Source organism: Pseudomonas sp. YH-1 (genome assembly GCF_051990045.1).
Lineage (GTDB): Bacteria > Pseudomonadota > Gammaproteobacteria > Pseudomonadales > Pseudomonadaceae > Pseudomonas > Pseudomonas nicosulfuronedens.
On record NZ_CP178184.1, the window covers coordinates 3,782,487 to 3,807,331 of the forward strand.

Consider the following 24,845-nt stretch of genomic DNA (forward strand, 5'->3'; position numbering starts at 1 on the left):
ATTCTCACAGGATTGAACGCCATGAATTACGAACAACCCAAGCAACTGCAAGCTGTCATCCTCGACTGGGCCGGCACCGTGGTCGACTTCGGCTCCTTCGCGCCGACCCAGATCTTCGTCGAGGCCTTCGCCGAGTTCGGCGTGCAGGTCAGCCTGGAAGAAGCCCGCGGCCCGATGGGCATGGGCAAGTGGGACCACATCCGTACCCTGTGCGATATCCCGGCCATCGCCGAGCGCTACAAGGCCAAGTTCGGCCGTGTGCCGAGCGACGACGACGTCACTGCCATCTACGAGCGTTTCATGCCGCTGCAGATCGAGAAGATCGCCGAGCACTCGGCGCTGATTCCCGGCGCACTGGACGCCATTGCTGCTGTACGCAAAGGCGGGCTGAAGGTCGGTTCCTGCTCCGGTTACCCGGCGGTGGTGATGGAGAAGGTCGTTGCCCTGGCCAAGACCAACGGCTACGTCGCCGACCACGTGGTCGCCACCGATGAAGTGCCCAACGGCCGTCCGCACCCGGCGCAGGCGCTGGCCAACGTGATCGCCCTGGGCATCAACGACGTGGCAGCCTGCGTGAAGGTCGACGACACCTGGCCGGGCATCCTCGAGGGCCGTAGCGCCGGCATGTGGACCGTGGCGCTGACCTGCTCGGGCAACGCCCTTGGGCTGACCTACGAGCAGTACAAGGCGCTGCCGGCCGAGAAGCTCGATCAGGAGCGTCGTCGCATCGGGCAGATGTTCGAGGGCTCGCGGCCGCACTACCTGATCGACACCATCGTCGAACTGCCGGCGGTGATCGCCGATATCAATGCGCGCCTGGCGCGGGGGGAGATGCCACAGGGCAGCTGACCGTTTGCTCCAGCCCAAAAAGCCCGCTCGATGCGGGCTTTTTTCTTTTGGCTCCAGAGGTCTTCCAGAGAAATGTCCGCACACTCCGAACTGCCCCTTTCAGGAGGCCTCGTTGATTCGGAGTTTCAGGGGTTGAGCGACATGGATGTCGCGAGAGCCGCGATGGGCCAGGGATGGCCCTTCGCGGCGTGCCCCTGAAACTTCGAATCAACGAGGGCATTTTTCGCCCCAAGCGAAAAACCGGATGGAGGGGCAAGACTTTTTGGTTCCTTTTGTGGCGTTTGACAAAAGGGACTCGCCGAGAGGCGAAACCAGAACTACCAGCACGCGCCGATGCGGCGCTTAAACATTGATCGCGACATTCAATTCACGACGTTGCGCACAAACCGCACCAGCACATCCCCATGGTTCTGGTAGGAAAACGGCTGGTTGCTCTTGAACACATGGAAGCCACCGGCCTCGACGTCCACTGTCTCTTCGGCGAGGACGATGGTCAGCCGGCCTTCGATCACGTAGGCCATGTCGTACCAGCCTTCGGCATCGGGCTCGGCGTTGTAGCGGTCGCCGGGTGCCAGGGACCAATGCCACAGCTCGGCCTGGCGGGTCGCGGGGGTGCTGGCGAGGAGGGTGCCGCGGCTGTCGGCCTGCTGGCCGCCCCAGGCTACCGCGTCGACACGGGTCAGGCCGCCGGTGGAGGGCGGACGCACCAGGTCGGCGAAGGTCACGCGCAGGGCGGCGGCGATGCGGTCAAGGGTGGCGAGGCTGACATTGGTGTCGCCGCTCTCGATGCCAACCAGCATCCGCCGGCTGACGCCCGAGGCCTTGGCCAGCGCGTCCTGGCTGAAGCCGGCGCTACGGCGGTGAGTCTTCACGTTATCGGCGACGTGCACCAGGACGCTGGGACGTTCGGAAGGAGTGGGCAGTATATTGCTCATTCTGGCCTTTTTGCGCATTATGTTGCGCATAACAGTCAACCAAGAAATCCCAACCGTTGCAACGCCTGTTCAGGTCCGCATCATGCCTCGCTCTCGCTTCATTTCCACTGCCTTCCCCATTCTCATCCTGATCGTGTCCATGGCCTCGATCCAGACCGGCGCGTCGGTCGCCAAGAGCCTGTTCCCGGTGCTCGGCGCCGAAGGCGTGACCTCCATGCGTCTGATCTTCGCGGCTATCCTCCTGCTGGCGATCCTTCGACCGTGGCGCACTTCGCTGCGTGGCAAGCCGCTCAAGCCGCTGTTCATCTATGGCGTGACCCTGGGCCTGATGAACCTGACCTTCTACATGGCGCTGCAGACCATCCCGCTGGGCGTCGCCGTGGCGCTGGAGTTCACCGGGCCGCTGGCGGTGGCGCTGTTCTATTCGCGCAAACCCATCGATTTCCTGTGGATCGCCATCGCCGTGGTCGGCCTCGGCCTGCTGCTGCCCATCGCCGACTTCGGCAACGGCATCGATCCCAAGGGCGCCGCCCTGGCGCTGGGTGCGGGTGTCTGCTGGGGGCTCTACATCATCTTCGGCCAGCGTGCCGGTAATGACCTGGGCGCGCAGGGTGCGGCGCTGGGCATCAGCATCGCGGCCATCTGCGTGGCGCCGATCGGCCTCGTGCACAGTGGCATGGCGCTGTTCGATGTCAGCCTGTTCCCGGCTTTGCTGGGCGTGGCGATCCTCTCCAGTGCCTTGCCCTATACCCTCGAGATGGTCGCCCTGACCCGTCTGCCGGCGCGCACCTTCGGCACCCTGATGAGCATCGAGCCAGCGTTCGGCGCGCTGTCCGGCCTGGTGTTCCTCGGCGAGCAACTGACGTCGCACCAGTGGATCGCCATCGGCGCCATCATTGTCGCCTCGGTGGGCACTACGCTGAGCAGCCGGCCGAAGCCGGCGCTGGTCACCGACTGAGCGCGAAAGGGGCTGTTCGTAGGATGGGTGGAGCGAAGCGATACCCATGCTGTCCGTGCACGAAATTGATGGGTATCGCTGCGCTCCACGCCATCCTACCCCGTTGCTTTTCCTGCAGGATTTCCCCAAGTAAAAGCCGCCCTCGGGCGGCTTTTTGCGTCATGGGACGTTCGTTATCCCGCTGTGCGCATTTCCTTCAGCACGATCTGCCGTCTGGCGCTGCGCGACAGGCGGATGCACAGCATCACCGCCGCGCAGGTCAGGCCGACGATCAGGCCTTCCCACAGCCCGCGCGGGCCGGTGGGTTCCTGCAGCCAGTGGGCGAGGCCGAGGCTGTAGCCGACCGGCAGGCCGATGCCCCAGTAGGCGAACAGGGTCATGATCATGGTCGCGCGGGTGTCCTGGTAGCCGCGCAGCGCGCCGGCGGCGGTGACCTGCACCGCGTCGGAGAACTGGAACAGCGCCGAGAACACCAGCAGCGTGGCGGCCAGCGCCAGTACCTCAGGGTCCTGGGTATAGAGCCCGGCGATGTGTTCGCGCATCAGCAGCATGCCGCTGGCGGATACGCAGGCGTACGCCAGCGCGGCTCCCATGCCCACGCCGGCAGCGAAGCGCGCATCGCGCGGTGCGCCGGCGCCGAGGGACTGGCCCACGCGCACGGTCACCGCCATGGCCAGCGAGTAGGGGATCATGAACACCAGTGCACTGAAGTTCAGCGCCACCTGGTGGCCCGCCACCACTTTCTCGCCAAGTTCGCCGATCAGCAGCGCGATCACCGAGAAGATGCTGGACTCGGCAAACACCGCAATGCCGATGGGCAGGCCGACGGCGACCAGACTGCCGATCACCTTCGGTTGCGGCAGCTCCCAGTGGCTGAACAGCTGGCTCGGCTTGTAGACCTTGGCCCCGTTCACCCACACCAGCATGCCCAGCAGCATGAACCACATCACCGAGCCGGTGGCCCAGCCGCAGCCGGGGCCGCCCAGGGCCGGGAAGCCGAGGTGGCCGTAGATCAGCACGTAGTTGATCGGGATGTTCAGCATCAGCCCGCAGATGCCCAGCACCATGCTCGGCCGGGTGCGCCCCAGGCCGTCGCTGAAGCAGCGCAGCACATGGTACAGCGCCACCGCCGGCAGGCCGCAGGCGATGCCGCGCAGGTAGAAGCAGCTGGGTTCGATCAGGGCTTCCTCGACCTTCATCGCCCGCAGGATCGGCTCGGACAGCAGCCACAATGTCGCGCCCGCCAGCGGGCCAACCAGCAGCGCCAGCCACAGCGCCTGGCGCACCAGTGGGCCGGTGCCGGCCTGGTCGCCCGCGCCATAGCGCTGGGCCACCTTGGCGGTGGTGGCGAGCAGGGTGCCGGTCATCAGCAGGAACACCGGAATCCAGATCGAGTTGCCCAGCGCCACTGCGGCCAGGTCGCGCGGCCCCACGCTGCCAGCCATCACCGCATCGACGAAGCCCATGGCGGTGGTCGCCAGCTGGGCGATCATGATGGGTGCTGCGAGGGTCAGCAGTTCCTTGAGTTCGATGGCGGTGCGCCGTCCGCGAGAGACGGGCTGGGTGAGGCTGGTCACGGCTTTCCTTGGCAAGAAGAATTGGCGGGAAGCCGGCCAGTTTAAGGGCTGACGCGTCAGTCAGGAAGTCTTGCCTGTGTCGCGCGGGACCGCGCGCAGGGCTGAAGGATCGGCGCTGACGTAGGGCGCATAACGCGCCAGCGTTATCCGCCTTGAAGGGAGCGGCGCATAACCTGTTCCAGGTTATGCGCCCTGCATGGCTGTGCGGGACCGCGCGCAGCAGCGCTGGTAAAGTACCCGCAGCCGATTTCTGGAGCCTGCCCATGCGTATCCTTGCCGATGAAAACATCCCCCTGGTCGAAGCCTTCTTCGGCGCCCATGGCGACATCCGTCGCCTGCCCGGACGCAGCATCGATCGCGCCGCCCTGGGCGACGCCGAAGTCCTGCTGGTTCGCTCGGTGACCGATGTCAGCCGCGAGCTGCTCGCAGGCAGCCAGGTGAAATTCGTCGGCACCTGCACCATCGGTACCGATCACCTGGACCTCGACTACTTCGCCAAGGCCGGCATCGTCTGGTCCAGTGCGCCCGGCTGCAATGCGCGCGGTGTGGTGGACTGGGTGCTGGGCAGCCTGCTGGTGCTGGCCGAAGTGCACGGCGCCAAGCTGTCCGAACGCCGTTATGGCGTGGTCGGCGCAGGACAGGTGGGCGGCCGCCTGGTGGATGTGCTGCGCGGCCTGGGGTGGGACGTGCGCGTGTGCGACCCGCCGCGTGCCGCCGCTGAAGGCGGTGATTTCCGCAGCCTGGAAGAAGTACTGCGCGAGTGCGACGTCATCAGCCTGCATACGCCGCTGACCCGCGACGGTGAAAACCCGACGCGCCACCTGATCGACGCGCAGCGTCTCAAGGCGCTGCGTCCCGGCACCTGGCTGATCAACGCCAGCCGGGGCGGCGTGGTCGACAACACGGCGCTGCGTATCCACCTGGAATCCGGCGCCGACATCGACGTCGCGCTGGATGTCTGGGAAGGCGAACCGGAAGTGAACGTACGTCTGGCCGAACTCTGCCGCATTGCCACCCCGCACATCGCCGGCTACAGCCTGGACGGCAAGCTGCGCGGCACGGCGCAGATCTACGAGGCTTTCTGCGCCTGGCAGCAAAGCGCACCGGCCGTCGACCTGGACGACCTGCTGCCCACGCAATGGCTGGCCGAATTGAGCCTGAAGGAAGAATGCGACCCGGAGTGGGCGCTGGCGATGCTCTGCCGTGCGGTGTACGACCCGCGCAGCGATGACGCCAATTTCCGCCGTAGCCTGGCAGGGGACACCCAGACCCGGCGGGCAGCCTTTGACGCGTTACGCAAGCACTACCCGCCGCGCCGGGAGATCACCGGGCTGTGGGTAGACATCCAGGGCGACTCTCCGCGCCTGGAAAGCCTGCTGACCGCGCTGGGCGCCAACCGGGTCGGGGAGTAGGGCGCACGCGTCGCCGTGCTTTGAGTCCGCTCAGCGGCGCGGCGGCTCGCAGGTCTTGTCCAGTTCCTGGCAGGCACGCTGGATCATGTCTTCGGTGATCGGGACTTCACGGCCCTGAGCATCGATGATCGAGCCGCCGACTGGTTGCTGCGGATTGCGCGGAGCGGGGCGGGGAGTGGATTCACGGTGGGTTTGCAGGCTCATGGCCAATCTCCTCTACATCAGTGCATTGCAGTCTAGGCAGATCAGATGAAACCCCGGTGACAGAGGCTGCGCAGGGCAGCGCCGAAGAACCGTCACCGAAGACAGACGACCGTAATGCCCTCGCAGATTGCGTGCCAATCGCGAAGTCCCCGGTCGTTTGCTTGTCGTTATAGTGGTTCGGGATTTGCCGCTCCTTGGTCCGACCCGGCGTTGCACCGGTGGTTCGAAGAAGTTTCCCTCGAGGATGAGTATGGACAGGATTCGCATAGGGCTGATCATCAATCCGCTGGCCGGTATCGGCGGCCCGACCGCGCTCAAGGGCAGTGACGGCGTCGCGGAGCTGGCTTTGGCGCGCGGCGCCGAACCTCGGGCGGCAGAGCGCACGCGTGTTGCGCTGGAGTACCTGCTGCCGGTGTGCGAGCGCCTGGAGTTCCTCTCCTTCCCCGGCGCCATGGGGGCTGATCTGCTGGCGGACATGGGCTTTGCCCATCGTCTGGTGGGCGAACTGGAGCAGGCGCAGACCAGCGCGGCAGATACCCGTCACGCCGTGCAGGCGTTGCAGGAGGCCGGCGTGGCGCTGATTCTCTTTGCTGGCGGCGATGGCACCGCGCGGGATGTGGCCGAGGTGGCCCGCGAAGGCCAGCCCGTGCTGGGCATTCCGGCCGGCGTGAAAATCCATTCCGGGGTCTATACCATCAGCCCGCGCGCCGCCGGAGAACTGGCGCGGCGGCTGGTGGACGGCGGGCTGGTGCGCCTGACCCAGGGCGAAGTGCGCGACCTTGACGAAGCGGCGCTGCGCGAGGGTCGTGTCGCTGCGCGCTGGTATGCCGAACTGACGGTGCCCGAGGAAGGTCACTTCATGCAGCATGTGAAGCAGGCCGGCATGGAGACCGAGGAACTGGTGCTGGCCGATCTTGCCGCCTGGCTGGAAGACAGCTGGGAAGACGACGTGCGTTACGTCTTCGGGCCCGGTTCGACCCTGCACGGGCTGGCCGCCGACCTGCACCTGGACACTACGTTGCTGGGCGTCGACGTGATCGAGAACGGCGAAGTGATCGCCCATGATGTCACCGAGGCGCAGTTGTTCGAGCTGGTGAGCGGGCATCCAGCCTTCCTGCTGGTCACCGCCATCGGCGGGCAAGGACACATCCTCGGACGCGGCAACCAGCAGATCAGCCCGCGTGTGCTGCGCGCCATCGGTATCGAGCGCCTGCGGGTGGTCGCCACCAAGCGCAAGCTCGGCACCCTCGAAGGCCGGCCGCTGCTGGTGGACAGCGGGGATACCGAACTGGACGCGAGCTTCCCGGCGGCCGTGAGGGTGTGGGCCGGCTACAAGGAAGAACTGCTCTATCCGCTGGGCTGGGGCAGCGACGACCAGCCGTCCGTGTAGCGCGTTATCCGCCGCGTCGGCACCGCTGGTGCTGGCGTCTGCCATGGCCATCTGTAGTGAGGCGGCAGCCGCGAAAGCCGAACCACCCCTCAGTACGGTGGTGCATGTCACCGGGCCTGATCTAGACTCCATCGCTTCGTGAAACTGGGCGGGGAGCAGGGCCATGCATACCGGCGGTTGTCTGTGCGGCGCGGTGCGCTACGAGATCAGCGGCGAGCTGGCGCCAATCCAGGTCTGCCATTGCGGCCAGTGCCGCAAGGCGCAGGGCGGGCCGTTCGCCACCAACCTTCCCGTGGATCGCGTGGCGTTTCGCCTGCTCAGCGGTGAGTCCGAGCTGGCCGAGTACCGCGCTACGCCAGAGAAGAAACGCGTGTTCTGCCGCACCTGCGGATCGCCGATCTACAGCGCCCGCGATGCGTTGCCGGAAACTTTGCGGGTGCGTGCGGGAACCCTGGACGAGCCCGTGCGGACAAAGCTCGAAGCACATTACTACGTCGATTCCCGCGCCACCTGGTGGCCGCTGGAGGACAATCTGCCCCGCTACGGGGGCGCAAAGCCGGGATGAAGGAGCTGGCACCGCCAGCAGCAGTCAGGGAGCAACAGGGTCAGTGGCAATGGAACGGAAATTTCGCGTGCTGGTGTTGGGCGGCTACGGCAACTTCGGCAGCCTGATCGTGCGCCGCCTCAGCGGCATCGACGGCATCCGCGTGCTGGTGGGCGGGCGCGACCAACGGCGCGCCAATGAGCTGGCCGCGCAGGTAGGCGGCGAGGCGGTTTGCCTGGACATGAACCAGCCGACGCTGGCCGGCCGCCTCAACGACCTGAAAGTCGACCTGGTGATCTCCACCGCCGGCCCTTTCCAGGGGCAGGATTACCGCGTCGCCCGCGCCGCCATCGGCGCCCGCGCGCACTACATCGACCTGGCCGACGCTCGCCAATTCGTCTGCGGCATCCACGAACTCGATCGTGCCGCGCGCAGCGCCGGGGTGCTGGTCTGTAGCGGCGCCAGTTCGGTGCCTGCGCTGGCCGCCTCGGTGATCGACGATTTGCTGCCGCGCTTCCAGCGCCTGGACAGCATCCACCACGGCATCAGTTCCTCGGCGAAGATTCCCGGCCAGGCCACGGTATCCGCGGTGCTGGGCTACTGTGGCAAGCCGTTGCGCCAGTGGCGCCAGGGTCGCTGGCAGGACGTGCACGGCTGGCAGGGGCTGAATCGCCACCGTTTTCCGGCTCCCTTGGGGCAACGCTGGCTGGCCCACTGTGACGTACCGGACCTCGACCTGTTCCCGCAGCGCTACCCCGGCGTGCAGGACGTGCATTTCTCCGCCGGCCTTGGCCTGGGCCTTACCCAGTTCGGCACCTGGGGCCTGTCCTGGCTGGTGCGTGCCGGGTTGGTGAAGGATGCCGCGCGCCTGGGCGCCGGCCTGCACCGCATCGCTGTGGCGATGGAGCCCTTGGGCGACGGGCGCAGTGGCATGTTCGTCCAGTTGCAGGGCGTCGATGGCGACGGCAAGCCGCTGGCGCTGTGCTGGGAAATGCTCGCGCAGCAAGACCACGGCCCGAACATTCCCTGCATGGCGGCGGTGGCTTTGGCGCGCAAGCTGGCGGCGGGGCAGTTGCGTCAGCGTGGCGCCACACCCTGCATCGGCCTGCTCACTACCGGCGAGTACGTGGCCGAGCTGGAAGGATTGAACATCTCCCACGGCCTGCGCGAAATGGCCGCGCACTGAGCCTTGGGTGTTGCCAGGGCAACAGTCGATCAGCAGCGCTGTTGCCACAGTGACACGAAGCACCGGGAAAACCGGCTGAAGTGCCCTGAAATCGCACATTTTCCTGTTGGTACGCCCCTTGCTCTAGGCCTCTGTACCTAGCGCAACAGTCAACAGGGAAAACCCATGACCAGCCCCATCAAAGTGGTCGCCGTCTCCGGCGGCACCTATCGCCCCTCGCGCACCCTGGTGCTCACCCAGGCCGTGCTCGACGCCCTCGGCGAGCAGCTTCCGGTAGACGCCCGAGTCATCGAACTGGCCGACATCGCCCGCCCGCTGGGCGCCGCACTGTCGCGCCAGGAGCTCTCCGCCGAGCTGGAAGCCACCCTGCGCGAGATCGAGACCGCCGACCTGCTGGTGGTTGCGTCGCCGGTCTACCGCGGCTCCTATCCGGGCCTGCTCAAGCACCTGTTCGACCTGGTGGACATGAACGCCCTGATCGACACCCCGGTACTGCTCGCCGCCACCGGCGGCAGCGAGCGCCACGCGCTGGTCCTCGACCACCAGCTGCGCCCGCTGTTCAGCTTCTTCCAGTCGATCACGCTGCCCATCGGCGTGTACGCCAGCGAAGCGGACTTCGCCAACTACCAGATCACCAGCGACACCCTGCGCGCCCGCATACAGCTGGCCGCCGAACGCGCCGCGCCGCTGTTCGTCCGCCCGCAACTGCGCAAGACCGCCTGAGGAGCCCGCGATGAACGTGTTCTGGTTCCTGCCGACCCACGGCGACGGTCATTTCCTCGGCACCAGCGAGGGCGCGCGCCCGGTGTCGCTGCCGTACCTGAAACAGATCGCCCAGGCTGCCGATTCCCTCGGCTATTACGGCGTGCTGATTCCCACCGGCCGTTCCTGTGAGGATTCCTGGGTCGTCGCCTCGGCCCTGGCGCCGCTGACCGAGCGCCTGCGTTACCTGGTGGCGATCCGTCCAGGGATCATCTCGCCGACCGTGTCCGCGCGCATGGCCGCGACCCTGGATCGGCTGTCCGGCGGACGCCTGCTGATCAACGTGGTCACCGGCGGCGATCCGGATGAAAATCGCGGCGATGGTATCCACCTCAGCCATGCCGAGCGTTATGAAGTCACCGATGAATTCCTGCGTATCTGGCGCCGCGTGCTGCAGGGCGAATCCGTGGACTTCAATGGCAAGCACCTGCAGGTGGAGAACGCCAAGGCGCTCTATCCGCCGATCCAGAAGCCTTATCCGCCGCTGTACTTCGGTGGCTCCTCCGCCGAGGCTCACGATCTGGCCGCCGAGCAGGTGGACGTCTACCTGACCTGGGGCGAGCCGCCGCAAGCGGTCGCGCAGAAGATTGCCGATGTGCGCGAGAAAGCCGCAAAACAGGGCCGCACCGTCAAGTTCGGCATTCGCCTGCACGTGATCGTCCGCGAGACCGCCGAAGAAGCCTGGCAGGCCGCCGACAAGCTGATCGCCAACATCTCCGACGAGACCATCGCCAACGCGCAGAAGTCCTTCGCCCGCTTCGACTCCGAAGGCCAGCGGCGCATGGCCGCGCTGCACGGCGGCCGCCGTGACCAACTGGAGATCTACCCCAATCTCTGGGCCGGTGTCGGCCTGGTACGCGGCGGCGCCGGTACCGCACTGGTGGGTGATCCGCAGCAGGTCGCCGAGCGCATCAGGGAATACGCGGACCTGGGGATCGACAGCTTCATCTTCTCCGGCTACCCGCACCTGGAAGAGGCCTACCGCTTCGCCGAGCTGGTCTTCCCGCTGCTGCCCGAGCCCTATGCGAGCCTCGCCGGGCGCGGCGTGACCAATCTCACCGGGCCCTTCGGCGAGATGATCGCCAACGACGTGCTGCCCGGACGCAAGGCCGGTTGAGATCCCCCTGATGTGCCGGGCAGGAGCCCGGCGCATCCCGAATCGATAGAAGAGGAAGCGAGCGTGAACGCCAATACGCGTCTCGACGCACAGACACCCGGGCAGATCGCCCAGCGCCTGGCCGCCGGTTTCGCCGAAACCGCCGCCGAGCGTGACATCCGTGGCGGGACGCCGAAGGCCGAGCGCGATGCGCTGCGCCAGAGCGGACTGCTGTCGCTGATCATCCCCACCGAGTACGGCGGCCTGGGTGCGGACTGGAGCACCACGCTGGACGTCGTGCGCCAGTTTGCCGTGGTCGACAGCTCCATCGCCCACGTCTTCGGCTTCCAGCACCTGATGCTGGCAACCGTGCGCCTGTTCTCCCGCCCGGAGCAGTGGCAGCCGTGGTTCGAGCTGACCGCGCGCAATCGATGGTTCTGGGGCAACGCGCTGAATCCGCTGGATACCCGCACCGTTTCGCGCACCTTCGCCGGCTGGCGCGAGTTCTCCGGACGCAAGAGCTTCTGCTCCGGCGCGCTGGACTCGGAAATGCTCATCGCTTCGGCACTCGACGGCGAGGGCGGCAAGCTGCTGATCGCTGCCATCCCCACCGCGCGCAGCGGCATCAGCCTGGGCCACGACTGGGACAACATGGGCCAGCGCCAGACCGACAGCGGCAGCGCCACCTTCGAGCGCGTGCGGGTGGAGGAGAGCGAGCTGCTGCTCGATCCGGGCCCGCTGAGCACGCCGTTCGCCTGCCTGCGCCCGCTGATCGCGCAGCTGATCTTCACCCATGTCTTCCTCGGCATCGCCGAAGGCGCCTTCGAGGAAGCGCGGCAATACACGCTCAAGGAGGCCCGTCCGTGGTTCCGCTCCAGTGCCGCCACGGTCGGCGAGGACCCCTACGTGCTCGCGCATTACGGCGAGTTCTGGGTCGGCCTGGAAAGCACGCGCCTGCTGGTCCGTCGCGCCGCACAACTGCTCGACGAAGCCTGGAGCAAGGGCGCTGCGCTGGATGCCGACGAACGCGGGCGGCTGGCCGTGGCCATCGCCACCGCCAAGGTCGCCGCTACTCGCAACGGCCTGGAAATCTGCAACCGCCTGTTCGAGGTCACCGGTGCGCGCTCCACCCACGCCGCGCTGCGCATCGACCGCTACTGGCGCAACCTGCGCACCCAGACCCTGCACGACCCGGTGGACTACAAGGTTCGCGAGCTGGGTGATTGGGCGCTGAACCAGCAACTGCCGCAACCGACTTTCTACTCATGAACGCGACCACCCCCGAGGGTCTGCTGACCCTGCCCAAATCCCCCGCGCTGGCCACTTCCATCCGCGCTACCGCCCAGGTTTTCGAGGACCCGAAATCCCAGGCGCTGCTCGACCACCTGCAGCAGGTCGCGCCCAGCGAAGCGAGCGTGCTGATCATCGGCGAGACCGGCACTGGCAAGGAGCTGGTGGCGCGACACATTCACAACCTCAGCTCACGACGCAGCGGGCCGTTCGTGGCAGTGAACTGCGGGGCCTTCTCCGAATCCCTGGTCGAGGCCGAGCTGTTCGGCCACGAGAAGGGGGCCTTCACCGGCGCGCTGGCGGCCAAGGCCGGCTGGTTCGAGGAAGCCGACGGCGGCACCCTGTTCCTCGACGAGATCGGCGATTTGCCGATGCCGATCCAGGTCAAGCTGCTGCGTGTCCTGCAGGAGCGCGAGGTGGTGCGCCTGGGTTCGCGCAAGAGCATTCCGATCAACGTGCGGGTGCTGGCGGCCACCAACGTGCAGCTGGAGAAGGCGATCAACGCCGGGCATTTCCGCGAGGACCTGTACTACCGGCTCAATGTCGTCAGCCTGGAGTTGTCGCCGCTGCGCGAGCGACCCGGCGACATCCTCCCCCTGACCCGCCACTTCATCGCCGAGTACAGCCGGCGCCTGGGCTACGGCCAGAGCCAGCTGAGCGCGGAAGCCGCGCAGAAACTGCGCAGCTATTCCTGGCCGGGGAACATCCGCGAGCTGGAAAACGTCATCCACCACACGCTGCTGATCTGCCGCGACGGCGTGGTGCGTGCCGAAGACCTGCACCTGTCGAACCTGCGCATCGAGCGCAGCGAAGAACCACGGTTGGAATCCCTGGGTGCCGAGCAGATTCTCCAGCAGGCCTTCCAGCGCTTGTTCGAAGAGCAGGGCGGCAACCTGCATGCCCGCGTGGAAGACGCCTTGCTGCGCGCGGCCTATCGCTTCTGCCACTGCAACCAGGTGCACACCGCCAATCTGCTTGGGCTGAGCCGCAACGTCACGCGCACGCGGCTGATCGAAATCGGCGAGCTGGTGGTGAACAAGCGCCGGGGGGCGACGGTGATCGACCCGCAGCGGGGCGTGCGGCTGTCGATCTAGGGCCTGCTGCTTGGGCCTGTCTATTTGGAGGTATTCGCCGCGGGCCACTGATCCACGGCAACGAAACGGGCCAGTGGCCAGCCTAGACTCCGGGACCGCCCATCCCAAGCGAAAGGAGTCACCCATGCACGTGGACATCGCCATCGTCGGCGCCGGCCCCGCCGGGCTTTGCCTGGCCCGCTCGCTGTCGGGCAACGGCCTGTCGATCCTGCTGATCGACCGCCAGCCGCTGGCCGCCGTGTCCGAGCCTGCCGAGGACGGCCGGGAGATCGCCCTGACCCATGCCTCCCGCGCCGAACTGCAGCGGCTGGGGATGTGGTCACGGATCGATCCCGAGGAAGTCTCGCCGCTGCGCGATGCCCAGGTGCTCAATGGCCCTTCGCTGTTCACCCTGCGCATCGAGGCCGAGCAGGCCGGCGCCGAGCAACTGGGGTATTTCGTCTCCAACCAGATGATCCGCCGCGCTGCGTTCGACGCAGTGCACGAGTGCGCGGATGTCTCGCTGGTGTGCGGACGCGCCTTGCGTTCGCTGCAGGTCCGGCAGGATGGCGTGGCGCTGACCCTGGACGATGACAGCCGCGTCCATGCGCGCCTGCTGGTCGCCGCCGACAGTCGCTTTTCCGAGACTCGCCGCATGCTGGGTATCGGTGCGAGTATGGAGGACTTCGGCAAGACCATGATGGTCTGCCGCATGGCCCATGAGAAACCGCACCACAACGTCGCCTGGGAATGGTTCGGCTACGGACAGACCCTGGCGCTGCTGCCGATCAATGGCGACCGCTCCTCCGTAGTGCTGACCTTGCCGCAGCGCGAGATGGCGCCGCTGCTGGAACTGGACGAGCAGGCCTTTGCCCATGAGATGGAGCGTCGCTTCGACCGCCGTCTGGGCGGCATGGAGCTGCTCGGCCCGCGTCACAGCTACCCGTTGGTCGGGGTGTACTCGGATCGTTTCGTCGGTCCGCGCAGTGCGCTGATTGGTGATGCCGCCGTCGGCATGCACCCGGTCACCGCGCACGGCTTCAACTTCGGTCTGCAGAGCCAGCGTCGGCTGGCCAATGAAATCCTTGCTACCCATCGCCGGGGCGGCGATATCGGCGGTACCTGGCCGCTGCGCCGCTACGCCATGGCTCACCGCCTGGCGACCTGGCCGCTTTACCAGGCCACCCGATTGATCGTCGGCATGTACACCGACCCGCGCCCGCCAGTTCGTCTGCTGCGCAATGCCGGCCTGCGCCTGGCGCAGAACCTGCCGCCGCTGCGCACGGCGATTGCGAAGCACCTGACACAGGGCGCCTGAGGGCGTTCGCGAGCAAGCTCGCTCCTACAGTCACTGGGACTTTCGGTGTGCTCTTCGTAGGAGCGAGCTTGCTCGCGAACCAAAGTCCGCCTGTGGTCCGGCCTGGAGACGATCGGGTGCGCCGAATCCCTGGTTATCAGGCCGCTTCGGTCTGCCGCGCTTTCTTCTGCTCCAGCTCGCGCACCAGCGGCAGTACCTTTTCACCGAAGTAGCGCACCTCTTCCTGGAAGTGCAGAAAGCCCGCCAGCACCAGGTCCACGCCCACGGCCTTGAGCGCGACGATTCGCTCGGCGATCTGCTGCGGCGTGCCGATCAGGTTGGTCTTGAAGCCGTCGTTGTACTGCACCAGGTCCTCGAAGCTGGACTTGGCCCAGTTGCCTTCGCCCTCCGGTGACGCCGCACCGGCCTGTTTCGCCGCGTGGCCAAAGGCGTTCACCGCTTCCGGGTCGGCCTTGTCGATGATCTCGGCGAGCACCGCGCGGGCTTCTTCCTCGGTGTCGCGGGCGATGACGAAGGCGTTTACCCCGATCTTCACCGAGTGCCCGTTGGCGACGGCTTTTTCGCGGATGTCGTCCACCTGGGCCTTGATGCCTTCCACGCTGTTGCCGTTCGTGAAATACCAGTCGGATACGCGCGAAGCCATGTCACGGGCAGCCCGCGAGCTGCCGCCCTGGAAGATTTCCGGGTGCGGGCGCTGGATGGGCCTGGGTTTCAGGTTGTAATCGTGGAAGCGATAGAAGTCGCCCTTGAAGGTGAAGTTGTCCTGGGTCCAGATGCCCTTCAGGGCGCGGATGAATTCCTCCGAGCGGCGATAGCGCTCGTCGTGCTCCAGCCAGGGCTCGCCGATGGCCTGGAACTCGCCCTTGAACCAGCCGCTGACGATATTCACGGCGATGCGTCCGGCGGTGAGCTGGTCGATGGTCGCCAGTTGCTTGGCCGCCAGTGCCGGCGTCCAGGGGCCGGGGAGGATGGCGGCGATCACCTTGAGCTTTTCGGTGGCGCCCAGCAGCGCGTGGCTGAAAGCGACCGACTCGTGCTGGTACTCGGCGCCGTAGCCGGCGGTGAAGCGGATCTGTGTCAGCGCGTAGTCGAACCCCGCATCCTCGGCGATGCGCGCCAGCTGGCGGTTGTAATCGATGTCCCAGTGGGTGCGCTGTTCTATCTTGCTGACCACCAGGCCGCCGCTGACGTTGGGGACCCAGTAGGCGAAGCGGATCGGTTGTTGGCTCATGGCTCGGGCTCCTCGGGGCTGCACAGCGGCGAAGGTGCCGCAGGGTGAGCAGAGCGAAAGCCGTGCCACGAGAGGAAATTTCTGGCGGATCAGACACTTGGTGATTGGCCGGGACAGCGGCTGCTGTTCCTTCTGGTGCAACGCTGCTGGCCAACTGTTGCCCAGGCAACAGCGCGGGGTGCGACAACCGGCCCCTGAGCAGGCGCCGGCAACGCTGTCAGAATTCGACGTTCACCCGCTCATAGAAGCGGGGACCTCCTGCGTGCGAATCCATAACAGGAAAAATCCAGGGGCACCACCATGGCCATCACTTCCAGCGATATCTGCACTGCCGCCGACGGGTTGTCGGGCTTCGTCGGCTTCAACCTCAAGACCGGCAAGTACATCGTGCGTTTCAGCGAGGATTCCTTCGGCATGGATGTGGCCGAGGACAGCATCCGCCCGTCCTGCGAGTTCGTCTGGGCGCAGAAGAACGGCCTGGTGATGACCCTGAGCCGCGAATGCCTGCAGATCCTCGCCGAGCAGAACATCCATGATCGCCTGAATCTGAACGAGGCACTGCTCACCTACCTGCGTCGCACCGACCTGCCGGAGATCGCCGCCGAGCGTCATCTGAAGTGATTGCCACGCCCGGGCGCCGGGCGTTCGCAGGGGCGGGGCGCCGGGCAGCGCGAAGCCGGGGAGGGGTTCGCGGGCCCGCTCCTGCGGAGTACGAGACAGCAGGATGCGTTGGAGCGGATAAAGTCCGCTCCAACGCTCTTTGCGCCTTACTGGGCCAGTTCCTTGCGCAGATCTGCAACCTGGCTGGTGGTGACCGGTGCCGCTGCATTGCCCCAGGTATTGCGTACATAGGTCAGCACATCGGCAATGTTGTCGTCGCTGAGGTTCCAGGCGAACGAGGGCATGGCCGGCGTCGTCGGCGCAGCATCGGTACCGCCGGCGCGACTGCCGGCCAGTACCACGCGGATCAGCGAGGTCGGGTCGTCGTTGTTGACCAGCGGGGCGGCAGCCAGTGTCGGGAACAGGTTCTTCACACCGGCACCGCTACTCACGTGACAGGCCGAGCAGCGGTCGGCGTAGATCGCCTTGCCCGCGACCATCGCTGCGTCGGTGGCTGCCACTGGCGCCGGTGATGCTTTGCCCGCCGCGCCATCCTTGAGGTACACCGCCACCGCCAGCAGGTCTTCGTCGGTCCAGTGCTGGGTGGAGTTCTCCACCGCTTCGGCCATGGGGCCGGAGGCGATGTCGAAGCGGTTGGCACCGGTTTTCAGGTACTGCACGAGGTCCTCGGTGCTCCACTGGCCGATGCCGCTGTGCGGGTTCGCGGTGATGTCCGGGGCAACCCAGCCCTGCAGGTTGGCGCCGGCGAGGAAGTGGTCGTTGTCGTCACCGCCAATCAGGTTCTTCGGCGTGTGGCAGGTACCGCAGTGGCCCAGGCCTTCCACCAGGTAGGCGCCACGGTTCCACTGTGCCGACTTGTCCGGCGCGGGCACGAATTCGCCCTGGGTGAAGTTCAGCCAGTTCCAGCCGATCAGGCTGGTGCGTACGCTGAAGGGGAAGGGCAGCTGGTTGGTTTCCACCGGGTTGTGCACCGGCTGCAGGGTCTGCAGGTAGGCCCAGAGCGCCAGGTTGTCCTCACGGCGCACCTTGGTATAGGCGGTGAATGGCATGGCGCCATACAGACGCTTGCCGCCACGGCTGTGTCCGGTGGACATGACGGCCTGGAAGTCCTCGAAGCTCCAGCGTCCCAGCCCGGTTTCCGGGTCGGGGGTAATGTTGGCGCCGACCAGTTTGCCGAACGGTGTCTCGATGGCCACGCCGCCGGAGAAGGGCGCCTGGCCGGGGATGGTGTGACACGCGGTGCAGTCGCCGAGTACGGCGAGGTAGCGGCCCTTTTCAACCAGGTTGTAGGAGTCCGCGGCGGTTCCGGCGAAGGCTGGCTGCAGGTTGAGGCCGAGCAGGGCGAGGGTGCCCAGAGAGAGAAGGGTCTTCATACGCTAATCATCTCCCCGGGGCGCTTCAGGTACAGCCGGCGGATCGCATCGGCGGCCTTGAAGGCCAGCGCGCCAACGGTGCCGGTGGGGTTGTAGCCGGGGTTCTGCGGGAAGGCCGAAGAGCCCACCACGAACAGGTTGGGCACGCCCCAGACCTGCAGGTGCTTGTTCACCGAACTGTTCTTCGGGTCGGCGCCCATGATGAAGCCGCCGACAATGTGCGAGGACTGGTAGGAGGTATTGGACCAGGGGCCTTTGCGCGGCGCCGGGACTATCTGCTGCGGGTTCATGCTGCGGGCGATCTCGGCGACCTTGTCGGTGCAGTATTGCGCCATCCTCAGGTCGTTCTCCGGGAAATCGAAGGTGATGCGCAGCAGCGGTCGGCCATGGGGGTCGTTGTAGTTGGGGTCCAGCGACAGGTAGTTGCCGCGCGTGGAATAGCTGCTGGCTTCGCAGCCGATGGACATGTTGCTCAGATAGCTCTCCACCGTGGCCTTCTTCCATGCCGAGCCCCAGGCCGGTGTGCCGGGTGGCGTGGGGCGCGAGTCGATGGGCGCGGCGCCGATCGGTGTCACGCGGGTGCTGCCGCCGCCGACGAAGCCGAGCCCGGAGTGGTCGAAGTTATCGTTGTTGAATTCGTCGATGCCCATGCCGATGGCACCGCCACCGATGAACGGGTTGAAGTTCTTGTCCTTGAAGAACAGCTTGACGCTATTGGCCGTCTGGTAGGCGAAGTTACGCCCGGTGGTGCCGGTGTTGGCGATCGGGTTGTAGGGCTCGCCGACGCCGGAGAGCAGCATCAGCCGTACGTTCTCGAAGATGAACGCGGCCACCACCACGATGTCCGCCGGCTGCTCCCATTGTTCTCCGCTGGAATCGACGTAGACGATGCCGGTGGCGCGGCTGCCGGTGCTGTCCATTGTCACCCTGAGCACTTCGGAGTTGGTCCGGGCACTGAAGTTGGGCTTGCGGATCAGCGCGGGCATGACGTTGACGATGGCGCTGGCCTTGGAATAGTTGGCGCAGCCGTAGTTGGTGCAGAAGCCGCAGAAGGTGCAGGGCCCCATGGTCACGCCCAACTGGTTGGTATAGCCCTGGGAGGCCAGCGCCGAAGGCACCGGGAAGGGTTTGTAGCCCAGGTTGCTTGCGGCCTCGGCGAACAGCGTCGGGGCATAGGTCTGCGCGGTGGGCGGGTTGGGGTACTCGCGTGAGCGCGCGCCCTCGAAGGGGTTGCCGCCTTCGACGATCTGGCCGGCCAGGTTGCCGGCCTTCCCGGAAACGCCAGCCAGCCGCTCGAAGGCGTCATAGTGCGGCTCCATCTCTTCCCAGGTGGTGCCCCAGTCCTGCAGGGTCAGCTCGGCAGGCACTTCCTTGCCGTAGCGCTCCTTCAGGTGGCTGGCCAGGCGAAATTCCTCGGGTTGGAAGCGGAAGGTAATGCCGGCCCAGTGGTTGCCAGCACCGCCGGTGCCGTTGCCGGGGTGGAACGAGCCCCAGGCGCGCATGGGCAACGCCGTTTCCGACTCCTTGTTGCGCATGGTGCAGGTGTTCTGCCGGGTACGCAGCATCAGTTCCTGGCGGCGGTTGTAGCGCAGTTCGTCTGCTGCTGAGGCAAGGTTGAAGTCGCTGGCGGTGTCGCGCCAGGGGCCGCGTTCGAAGCCGATGACATTGAGGCCGGCGTCGGCCAGCTCATGGGCGATGATCGAGCCCGCCCAGCCGAGCCCGACAACCACGACGTCGGTGGAAGGTAGTTTCTTGGCCATGGTGCGCTTAACCCTTCTTGGTCCAGGCGGAGCTGCCGATGATGGAGAGCGGCGTGAGGTTCAGCTTCTGGTTGTGCAGGCCGATGTAGTCGCGGTAGTCGTAGCGTGCGCCAGGGAAGCCGAGCATCTTCCACGACACCATGTCGCGATTGCCGCCGTAGATCGGGTCGGCGAAGAAGCCTTCCATGGTGTTGTCCAGCAGTTGCTGGAAGAACAGCTTGGCGTCGATGCCCTCGAGGCGGATGGCGCCTTTTTCCAGCTCACCGAGCACCTTGTCGCGCTGCTCGGGGGGCAGGGCGCTGAAAGGCTTCTGGAAGGTGGCCTGGCAATATTTGCCCAGCGCCGCCAGGCCGATGCGGTAGCGCTCGCAGGGCGTCAGCGGCGATTGGTCGGCCTGCGCCGGCGTGCCGGGGGTGAAGGGGCCTTGCATGTACAGGCGGCCGAAGTCGCCGTAGTCGCTGACCAACTGGCGGTCGATGAACACCGCGCAGCCGGCATCCTTGCCGCTGACGCTCAGCTCATCGGCGGGAATCAGTTGTTCGACTATCGCTTCCACTTCGGTGGCTTCTTCGGGGGTGAAGAACTGCCAGCCGGGGCTGTCGTAGTGCAGCGGGCCATTGTGGTCGAAGGGCAGCCATTTCGGCGTGCCGATCACGGTGGCGGCCTGGGCGCTGGCGGCGGCGCCGACGGCCAGGGACGCGGCGGAAGACTTCAGCAGCTGGCGCCGGGTGAAGCCCTTGGGGTATTCGGTCATTTCGGCTCCTGAGGCAACACCCGTCCGCTCGTTGTCGAGGGGCATGGGACGCGTGTTGCCAGGTCAGTTCACGGTGATCTGCACTCCCGGCGCGTGCCGGATGAGTGGAGCGTGGGTGCGAAGTCGCCCTATCGGGGCGCTGTGCAGATCGGCTGAACGGGTCCTTCGCCCAGGCGGAATCTGCGATTCGTCTTCTCCACGCGCGTTTTTAGACTAGAGGCCGTAACAGAATGTTGCAGGAATTTTCGCGGTAAATATTTATTGCGAAATTTGAGAAAATCCGCGAGCTAGAGCGGTTTCCAGAGACGAGGGGCTTGTAGGAAAAAGCTTGCTCGCGAACCGCTCACTGCGGGGAATGTTCGCGAGCAAGCTCGATCCTACGAAAAGCAGGTACCCGCCAGGGCGGTTAGAGGAACATGCCGCCCGAGGCTTCCACGCGCTGGCCGTTGATCCAGCGGCCTCCTTCGGAGAGCAGGGCCGCGATCACCGCGCCGATGTCGTCCGGCAGGCCGACGCGGCCCAGCGCGGTGTTCGCCGCGATCTGCTGGTTCAGCTGCGCGTCGTCGCGCACCCTGCCGCCGCCGAAATCGGTCTCGATGGCGCCGGGGGCCAGGATGTTCACCGCGATGCCACGCGCGCCCAGCTCCCTCGCCTGGTACTTGGTCAGCGTTTCCATCGCGCCTTTCATGGTCGCGTAGGCGGCGTAGCCAGGCAGCGAGAAACGCGTCAGGCCGCTGGATACGTTGAGGATGCGGCCGCCATCGGCGATCAGCGGCAGTAGCTTCTGGGTCAGGAAGAACGGGCCCTTGAGCTGGATGTTCATCAGCTGGTCGAACATCTCCTCGCTGGTCTCGGCGAAGCTGGCGTAGAGGCCGATGCCGGCGTTGTTCACCAGGAAGTCGAAGTGCTGCCGGCCAAACGTCTCGCCGAGGGTGGCACGGATCTGCTCGGCGAAGGCGGCGAAACCGGCGCTGTCGGCCACGTCCAGTGGCAGCATCACGGCGCGGCCGCCGTGCTGTTCGATCTCGGCGGCGACGGCGTGGGCTTCGTCGGCCTGGCTGCGGTAGGTGCCGATGATGTCGACGCCGGCAGCGGCGAGGTGCAGGGCGGCGTTGCGGCCAAGGCCACGGCTGGCGCCGGTGATGAGAGCGATCTTGCGGGTCATGGCGAAGCTCCTTTCCTGAGAGGGAGAGCGGGTGGGATTGAGAAGAAGCTTATTGTTCGATTGTCTTGTGATAAATCGTCTGAAATCGGAAAGAATGGTCGGTAATGGCGAACAATAGACCTGTCGGCGCTCCCCAGTGAGGACCACACCATGATCCGCCCCGACCTCCTTCGCACCTTCATCCGTGTCACCGAGCTGGCCAGCTTCACCCAGGCCGGAGAGCAGCTCGGCCTGCCGCGCTCCACGGTTTCGGAGCACATCCAGGCACTGGAGGAACTGCTCGGCACGCGGTTGCTGCAACGCACCACGCGGCGCGTCACCGCGACCCAGGACGGCCTGGTGCTGTACGAGCGCAGCAAGGACATGCTGGCCCAGCTCGACGAACTCCAGGGCCTGTTCCGCCAGGACGACGGAGCCCTCGGCGGCCGCCTGCGGGTGGACATGCCAACGGTGATGGCGCGCAAGCTGGTGATGCCGCGCCTGGGCGAATTCCTCGCGCGGCACCCGGCGCTGGAGCTGGAAGTGAGCTGCACTGACCGACGCGTCGACCTGGTGCGCGAGGGCTTCGATTGTGTGGTGCGGGTCGGCGCGGTGAACGACCCGTCTGTGGTGGCGCGCACCCTTGGGCATTTCCCGCAGGTGAGCTGCGCCAGCCCGTCCTATCTCGCCGAAAAAGGTACGCCGCAATCACTGGACGATCTTGCCGGACACCAGCTGATCCACTACGTGACCGTGCTGGGCGCGCGGCCGCCGGGCTTTGAGTACCTGCATCATGGCGAGGTGCGCTACGTACCGATGGGCGGTGCGCTGTCGGTGAACAACGCCGAAGCCTACGAAAGCGCGGCCATGGGCGGGCTGGGGATCATCCAGGTGCCTGTCCATGGCGTGCTGGATGACCTGGAAGCGGGGCGGTTGGTGCCGGTGCTGGAGCACATTGCGCTGCCGCCCATGGAAATCTCCCTGCTTTATGCCCATCGCCGCCTGCCGCAGCGGGTACGCGCCTTCATGCAGTGGCTGACGCAGCTGCTGGGCGAGCCCGGCGTGCTGGGCACGCCCCTGGCCGAAGAGCCTTAGCTGGCCCAGTCGGAGTTCAGGATCACCTCGCAGAAGTTGCCGCGCACGAAACTTGGGTCCTTCATTTCCAGTACGTCGGCCTTGACGTTGCCGAAGGTGGTTTCCGGCTTGGCTTTGATACCGTCGTAGAACGCCTGCAGGATGTCCTGCTTGAACTGCCCGCCGCGCGGGTGGGCGGCTACCACGGCGTCACGCTGGGCGTCCGGGAACTGTTCGTAGGCGATGCCCAGCACGTCCATTTCCACCCCGGCGGTGACCAGGGCGATCTCCGGCTTCATGTGCTGCGGGATGCCGGGCGTGGTGTGCAGGGCGATGGCGGTCCACACCGTGTCGATATCGCTCTCGGCGATGCCGTGGCTGCGCAGGAACTGCGCCGCGCAATCGGCACCGTCCACTTCGAAACGCTCGCACTGGCTGCAATAGCGCGGCATCAGGCCCATGTCGTGGAACATCGCACCGGCGTAGAGCAGCTCGACATCGAACTTCAGCCCCTTGCGCGCGCCAGTCAGTGCGCCCCAGTAATAGACGCGGGAAGAGTGGTGGAAGAGCAGCGGGGTGGCGTTGTCACGGACCATCTCGGTGATGGCCTTGGCGAGGCTGCTGTCGGGAACTTTGACACCGTTCAGATCGAGGCTCATGGCGGGCTCCAGGGCTGGATTGGCAAGGCGCGGCGCGGGTTGCATCGCGGTCGGTTCCATTGGAAATCCGTGGCCTTGCGCGGACAACGAGAGCGAGGGAGCGAATCCGGACAGCCGTCGTTCGTTTGCTGCCAATGGGGTGTCATGTCTTTTATCGGATACTTCTGTGGCCCTCTCCCCAGCCCTGGCTGCGCGCCCCGCTCCGAAGGGAGAGGGAGCCGTCTGTGCCGGCTGACGCAACGGTTTCAGCTTGCACCGATCTAGTCCCCTCTCCCTTCAGGGAGAGGGTTAGGGAGAGGGGCTTCTCCAGGCTTGACTTGAGAGGCCAAGGCAGCTTGATCAAACCCCCAGAAAACTTGTCGTTTTTCATCAAGAGTCACCGCAGGGGTGCCCCTAGATTTGTCCTCGAACCGAGCCGCCGGACCATGAGCCGGCCACGCCAGAAGAAGCCGAGGAGAGTCGAACATGTCGTCCATCGAGAGCCTGAAACTGCGTACTTCCATCGACGGCTGGGACCGCCAGGACCCGGAGCAGGCCTTCACCCTGCCGTCGCGCTATTTCTTCGACGAGGCGCTGTTCAAGGCCGAGCGGGACAACATCTTCCTGCGCTCCTGGCACGTCGCCGGGCACCTGAGTGAATTCGCCGAGATCGGCCAGTACGTGGTCTGCGACCTGTTCGACCAGAGTATCGTCATCGCCCGCAGCCGCAGTGGGGACATCCGCGCCTTCCACAACGTCTGCCAGCACCGCGGCAACCGCCTGCTGGAGGAGCGCCGCGGCAACACCGGGGGCATCGTGCGTTGCGCCTACCACTCCTGGTGCTACGAGATGGACGGCACGTTGCGCAGTGCACCGCGCTGCGAGCGGATCAAGAACTTCGACAAGGACGAGTTCGCCATCCCGCAGGTACGCCTGGAGGAATTGGGCGGCTTCCTCTACTTCAACCTCGACCCCAACGCGCCGTCGCTGGCCGAGCTGTTCCCCGGCGCGGACGAGGAGATGCACCGGGTATTCCCGAACCTGGCCAACATGCGTCTGATCGAGGAGGCCGACGTCATCGTCCCGGCCAACTGGAAGGTGATCATGGACAACTCCATCGAGGGCTATCACTTCAAGCTCTCCGGGCCGTGTCACATCGACCTCGCCAAGCTGATCGACTTCAAGGGCTACCGACTGACCAAGCGCGACAACTGGTGGACCTACATCGCCCCGGCGAACGTTGCGGCCGGCGAAGCCTACGGCGTGAAACTGCGCAGCGACCTCAACCCCGACGAGTGTTTCTTCAATATCGGCCTGTGGCCGAACAACACCTTCTACACCTTCCCGTTCTCCGAGTTCCTCGGCACCTTCATCATGATTCCGCTGGACGCCGAGCGTTCGCTGCTGCGCTTCGGCTACTACTCGGCGAACGAGCAGACCGCCGAGGTGAGCAAGGCCTGCATGCGCTGGATGAACGAGGAGTTGGGGCCCGAAGATATCGCCCTGAACATCAGCGTGCAGAAAGGCCTGCACTCCATGGGCTACGACCAGGGCCGCTACATGATCGACGCCGAGCGCAGCAACGAGAGCGAGCACCTGGTACATCACTTCCATCGCCTGGTGTTCCAGGGCATTCACGGCGCGCAGCGCTGAGGA

At 65.9% G+C, this 24,845-nt stretch carries 23 protein-coding genes; 14 read left to right on the top strand and 9 right to left on the bottom strand.

Going from position 1 to position 24,845, the window contains the following annotated elements; genetic code table 11:
- Positions 1–21: 21 nt before the first annotated feature.
- Complete coding sequence (phnX, locus tag ACKI1H_RS17525) at positions 22–849, top strand: phosphonoacetaldehyde hydrolase (RefSeq protein WP_440465759.1); 828 nt, start codon at positions 22–24, stop codon at positions 847–849.
- Positions 850–1,211: 362 nt separating this feature from the next.
- On the opposite strand, the gene ACKI1H_RS17530 is transcribed toward phnX, so the two are convergent.
- Positions 1,212–1,814 carry a helix-turn-helix domain-containing protein gene (locus tag ACKI1H_RS17530; protein ID WP_138522861.1) on the bottom strand — a complete coding sequence of 201 codons (603 nt, stop codon included), beginning with the start codon at positions 1,812–1,814 and terminating at the stop codon, positions 1,212–1,214.
- A gap of 52 nt (positions 1,815–1,866) precedes the next feature.
- Between ACKI1H_RS17530 and rhtA the strand changes: the two genes are divergently transcribed.
- On the top strand, positions 1,867–2,742 hold the full coding sequence (gene rhtA, locus ACKI1H_RS17535; RefSeq protein ID WP_138522863.1) for a threonine/homoserine exporter RhtA: 876 nt from the start codon (positions 1,867–1,869) through the stop codon (positions 2,740–2,742).
- Positions 2,743–2,915: 173 nt separating this feature from the next.
- Here rhtA and ACKI1H_RS17540 read toward each other — a convergent pair whose 3' ends face one another.
- Positions 2,916–4,319, bottom strand: coding sequence for an MATE family efflux transporter (locus tag ACKI1H_RS17540; RefSeq protein WP_440465760.1), 1,404 nt, complete (start codon positions 4,317–4,319; stop codon positions 2,916–2,918).
- Positions 4,320–4,582: 263 nt separating this feature from the next.
- Here ACKI1H_RS17540 and pdxB point away from each other — a divergent pair, with 263 nt between their 5' ends.
- The gene (pdxB, locus tag ACKI1H_RS17545; RefSeq protein WP_440465761.1) at positions 4,583–5,731 is read left to right on the top strand and encodes a 4-phosphoerythronate dehydrogenase PdxB; all 1,149 of its coding nucleotides are present in this window, start codon (positions 4,583–4,585) and stop codon (positions 5,729–5,731) included.
- 30 nt (positions 5,732–5,761) lie between these two features.
- Here pdxB and ACKI1H_RS17550 read toward each other — a convergent pair whose 3' ends face one another.
- On the bottom strand, positions 5,762–5,935 hold the full coding sequence (locus tag ACKI1H_RS17550) for a PA1571 family protein (RefSeq protein ID WP_171049481.1): 174 nt from the start codon (positions 5,933–5,935) through the stop codon (positions 5,762–5,764).
- Between the two features lie 250 nt (positions 5,936–6,185).
- On the opposite strand from ACKI1H_RS17550, the gene ACKI1H_RS17555 reads away from it, so the two are divergent.
- From ACKI1H_RS17555 to ubiM, 8 genes are all read left to right on the top strand, one after another.
- On the top strand, positions 6,186–7,325 hold the full coding sequence (locus tag ACKI1H_RS17555) for an ATP-NAD kinase family protein (RefSeq protein ID WP_440465762.1): 1,140 nt from the start codon (positions 6,186–6,188) through the stop codon (positions 7,323–7,325).
- Positions 7,326–7,488: 163 nt separating this feature from the next.
- The gene (locus ACKI1H_RS17560; RefSeq protein ID WP_138522871.1) at positions 7,489–7,890 is read left to right on the top strand and encodes a GFA family protein; all 402 of its coding nucleotides are present in this window, start codon (positions 7,489–7,491) and stop codon (positions 7,888–7,890) included.
- Between the two features lie 49 nt (positions 7,891–7,939).
- The gene (locus tag ACKI1H_RS17565) at positions 7,940–9,055 is read left to right on the top strand and encodes a saccharopine dehydrogenase family protein (protein WP_440465763.1); all 1,116 of its coding nucleotides are present in this window, start codon (positions 7,940–7,942) and stop codon (positions 9,053–9,055) included.
- A 165-nt stretch (positions 9,056–9,220) separates the two neighbouring features.
- A complete protein-coding gene (gene msuE / locus ACKI1H_RS17570) occupies positions 9,221–9,778 on the top strand; it encodes an FMN reductase (protein WP_440465764.1) in 558 nt (185 codons plus the stop codon).
- A gap of 10 nt (positions 9,779–9,788) precedes the next feature.
- Positions 9,789–10,934, top strand: coding sequence for an FMNH2-dependent alkanesulfonate monooxygenase (ssuD, locus tag ACKI1H_RS17575; RefSeq protein WP_138522875.1), 1,146 nt, complete (start codon positions 9,789–9,791; stop codon positions 10,932–10,934).
- Positions 10,935–10,997: 63 nt separating this feature from the next.
- Positions 10,998–12,182 carry an acyl-CoA dehydrogenase family protein gene (locus ACKI1H_RS17580; protein WP_138522877.1) on the top strand — a complete coding sequence of 395 codons (1,185 nt, stop codon included), beginning with the start codon at positions 10,998–11,000 and terminating at the stop codon, positions 12,180–12,182.
- Positions 12,179–13,297: a sigma-54 interaction domain-containing protein gene (locus ACKI1H_RS17585; protein ID WP_138522879.1), complete on the top strand. Its 1,119-nt coding sequence runs from the start codon at positions 12,179–12,181 to the stop codon at positions 13,295–13,297. The genes ACKI1H_RS17580 and ACKI1H_RS17585 overlap by 4 nt, the downstream gene beginning before the upstream one ends.
- A 124-nt stretch (positions 13,298–13,421) precedes the next feature.
- Entirely contained in the window at positions 13,422–14,594 is a 1,173-nt protein-coding gene (gene ubiM, locus ACKI1H_RS17590; RefSeq protein WP_440465765.1) for a 5-demethoxyubiquinol-8 5-hydroxylase UbiM, read from the top strand.
- Between the two features lie 136 nt (positions 14,595–14,730).
- On the opposite strand, the gene sfnG is transcribed toward ubiM, so the two are convergent.
- Positions 14,731–15,825: a dimethylsulfone monooxygenase SfnG gene (gene sfnG, locus ACKI1H_RS17595; protein ID WP_138522883.1), complete on the bottom strand. Its 1,095-nt coding sequence runs from the start codon at positions 15,823–15,825 to the stop codon at positions 14,731–14,733.
- Positions 15,826–16,125: 300 nt separating this feature from the next.
- Between sfnG and ACKI1H_RS17600 the strand changes: the two genes are divergently transcribed.
- A complete protein-coding gene (locus ACKI1H_RS17600; protein ID WP_138522886.1) occupies positions 16,126–16,446 on the top strand; it encodes a DUF2025 family protein in 321 nt (106 codons plus the stop codon).
- A 146-nt stretch (positions 16,447–16,592) separates the two neighbouring features.
- Here the strand turns inward: ACKI1H_RS17600 and ACKI1H_RS17605 are convergent, their stop codons facing one another.
- The 4 genes from ACKI1H_RS17605 to ACKI1H_RS17620 all read right to left on the bottom strand — a co-directional run bounded on the left by ACKI1H_RS17605 (position 16,593) and on the right by ACKI1H_RS17620 (position 21,498).
- A complete protein-coding gene (locus ACKI1H_RS17605; RefSeq protein WP_440465766.1) occupies positions 16,593–17,819 on the bottom strand; it encodes a c-type cytochrome in 1,227 nt (408 codons plus the stop codon).
- Positions 17,816–19,579, bottom strand: a complete 1,764-nt coding sequence (locus ACKI1H_RS17610) for a GMC family oxidoreductase (RefSeq protein WP_440465767.1) — start codon at positions 19,577–19,579, stop codon at positions 17,816–17,818. Before ACKI1H_RS17610 ends, ACKI1H_RS17605 begins: the two co-directional genes overlap by 4 nt.
- Before the next feature lie 7 nt (positions 19,580–19,586).
- Complete coding sequence (locus ACKI1H_RS17615) at positions 19,587–20,333, bottom strand: gluconate 2-dehydrogenase subunit 3 family protein (protein ID WP_440465768.1); 747 nt, start codon at positions 20,331–20,333, stop codon at positions 19,587–19,589.
- 406 nt (positions 20,334–20,739) lie between these two features.
- Entirely contained in the window at positions 20,740–21,498 is a 759-nt protein-coding gene (locus ACKI1H_RS17620) for an SDR family NAD(P)-dependent oxidoreductase (protein WP_138522894.1), read from the bottom strand.
- Positions 21,499–21,648: 150 nt separating this feature from the next.
- On the opposite strand from ACKI1H_RS17620, the gene ACKI1H_RS17625 reads away from it, so the two are divergent.
- Positions 21,649–22,572, top strand: coding sequence for a LysR family transcriptional regulator (locus tag ACKI1H_RS17625; RefSeq protein WP_138522896.1), 924 nt, complete (start codon positions 21,649–21,651; stop codon positions 22,570–22,572).
- Here the strand turns inward: ACKI1H_RS17625 and ACKI1H_RS17630 are convergent.
- The gene (locus ACKI1H_RS17630; protein ID WP_440465769.1) at positions 22,569–23,210 is read right to left on the bottom strand and encodes an HD domain-containing protein; all 642 of its coding nucleotides are present in this window, start codon (positions 23,208–23,210) and stop codon (positions 22,569–22,571) included. The genes ACKI1H_RS17625 and ACKI1H_RS17630 overlap by 4 nt on opposite strands.
- A 465-nt stretch (positions 23,211–23,675) precedes the next feature.
- Between ACKI1H_RS17630 and ACKI1H_RS17635 the strand changes: the two genes are divergently transcribed.
- Entirely contained in the window at positions 23,676–24,842 is a 1,167-nt protein-coding gene (locus ACKI1H_RS17635) for an aromatic ring-hydroxylating oxygenase subunit alpha (RefSeq protein ID WP_440465770.1), read from the top strand.
- The last annotated feature ends 3 nt before the right edge of the window (positions 24,843–24,845 follow it).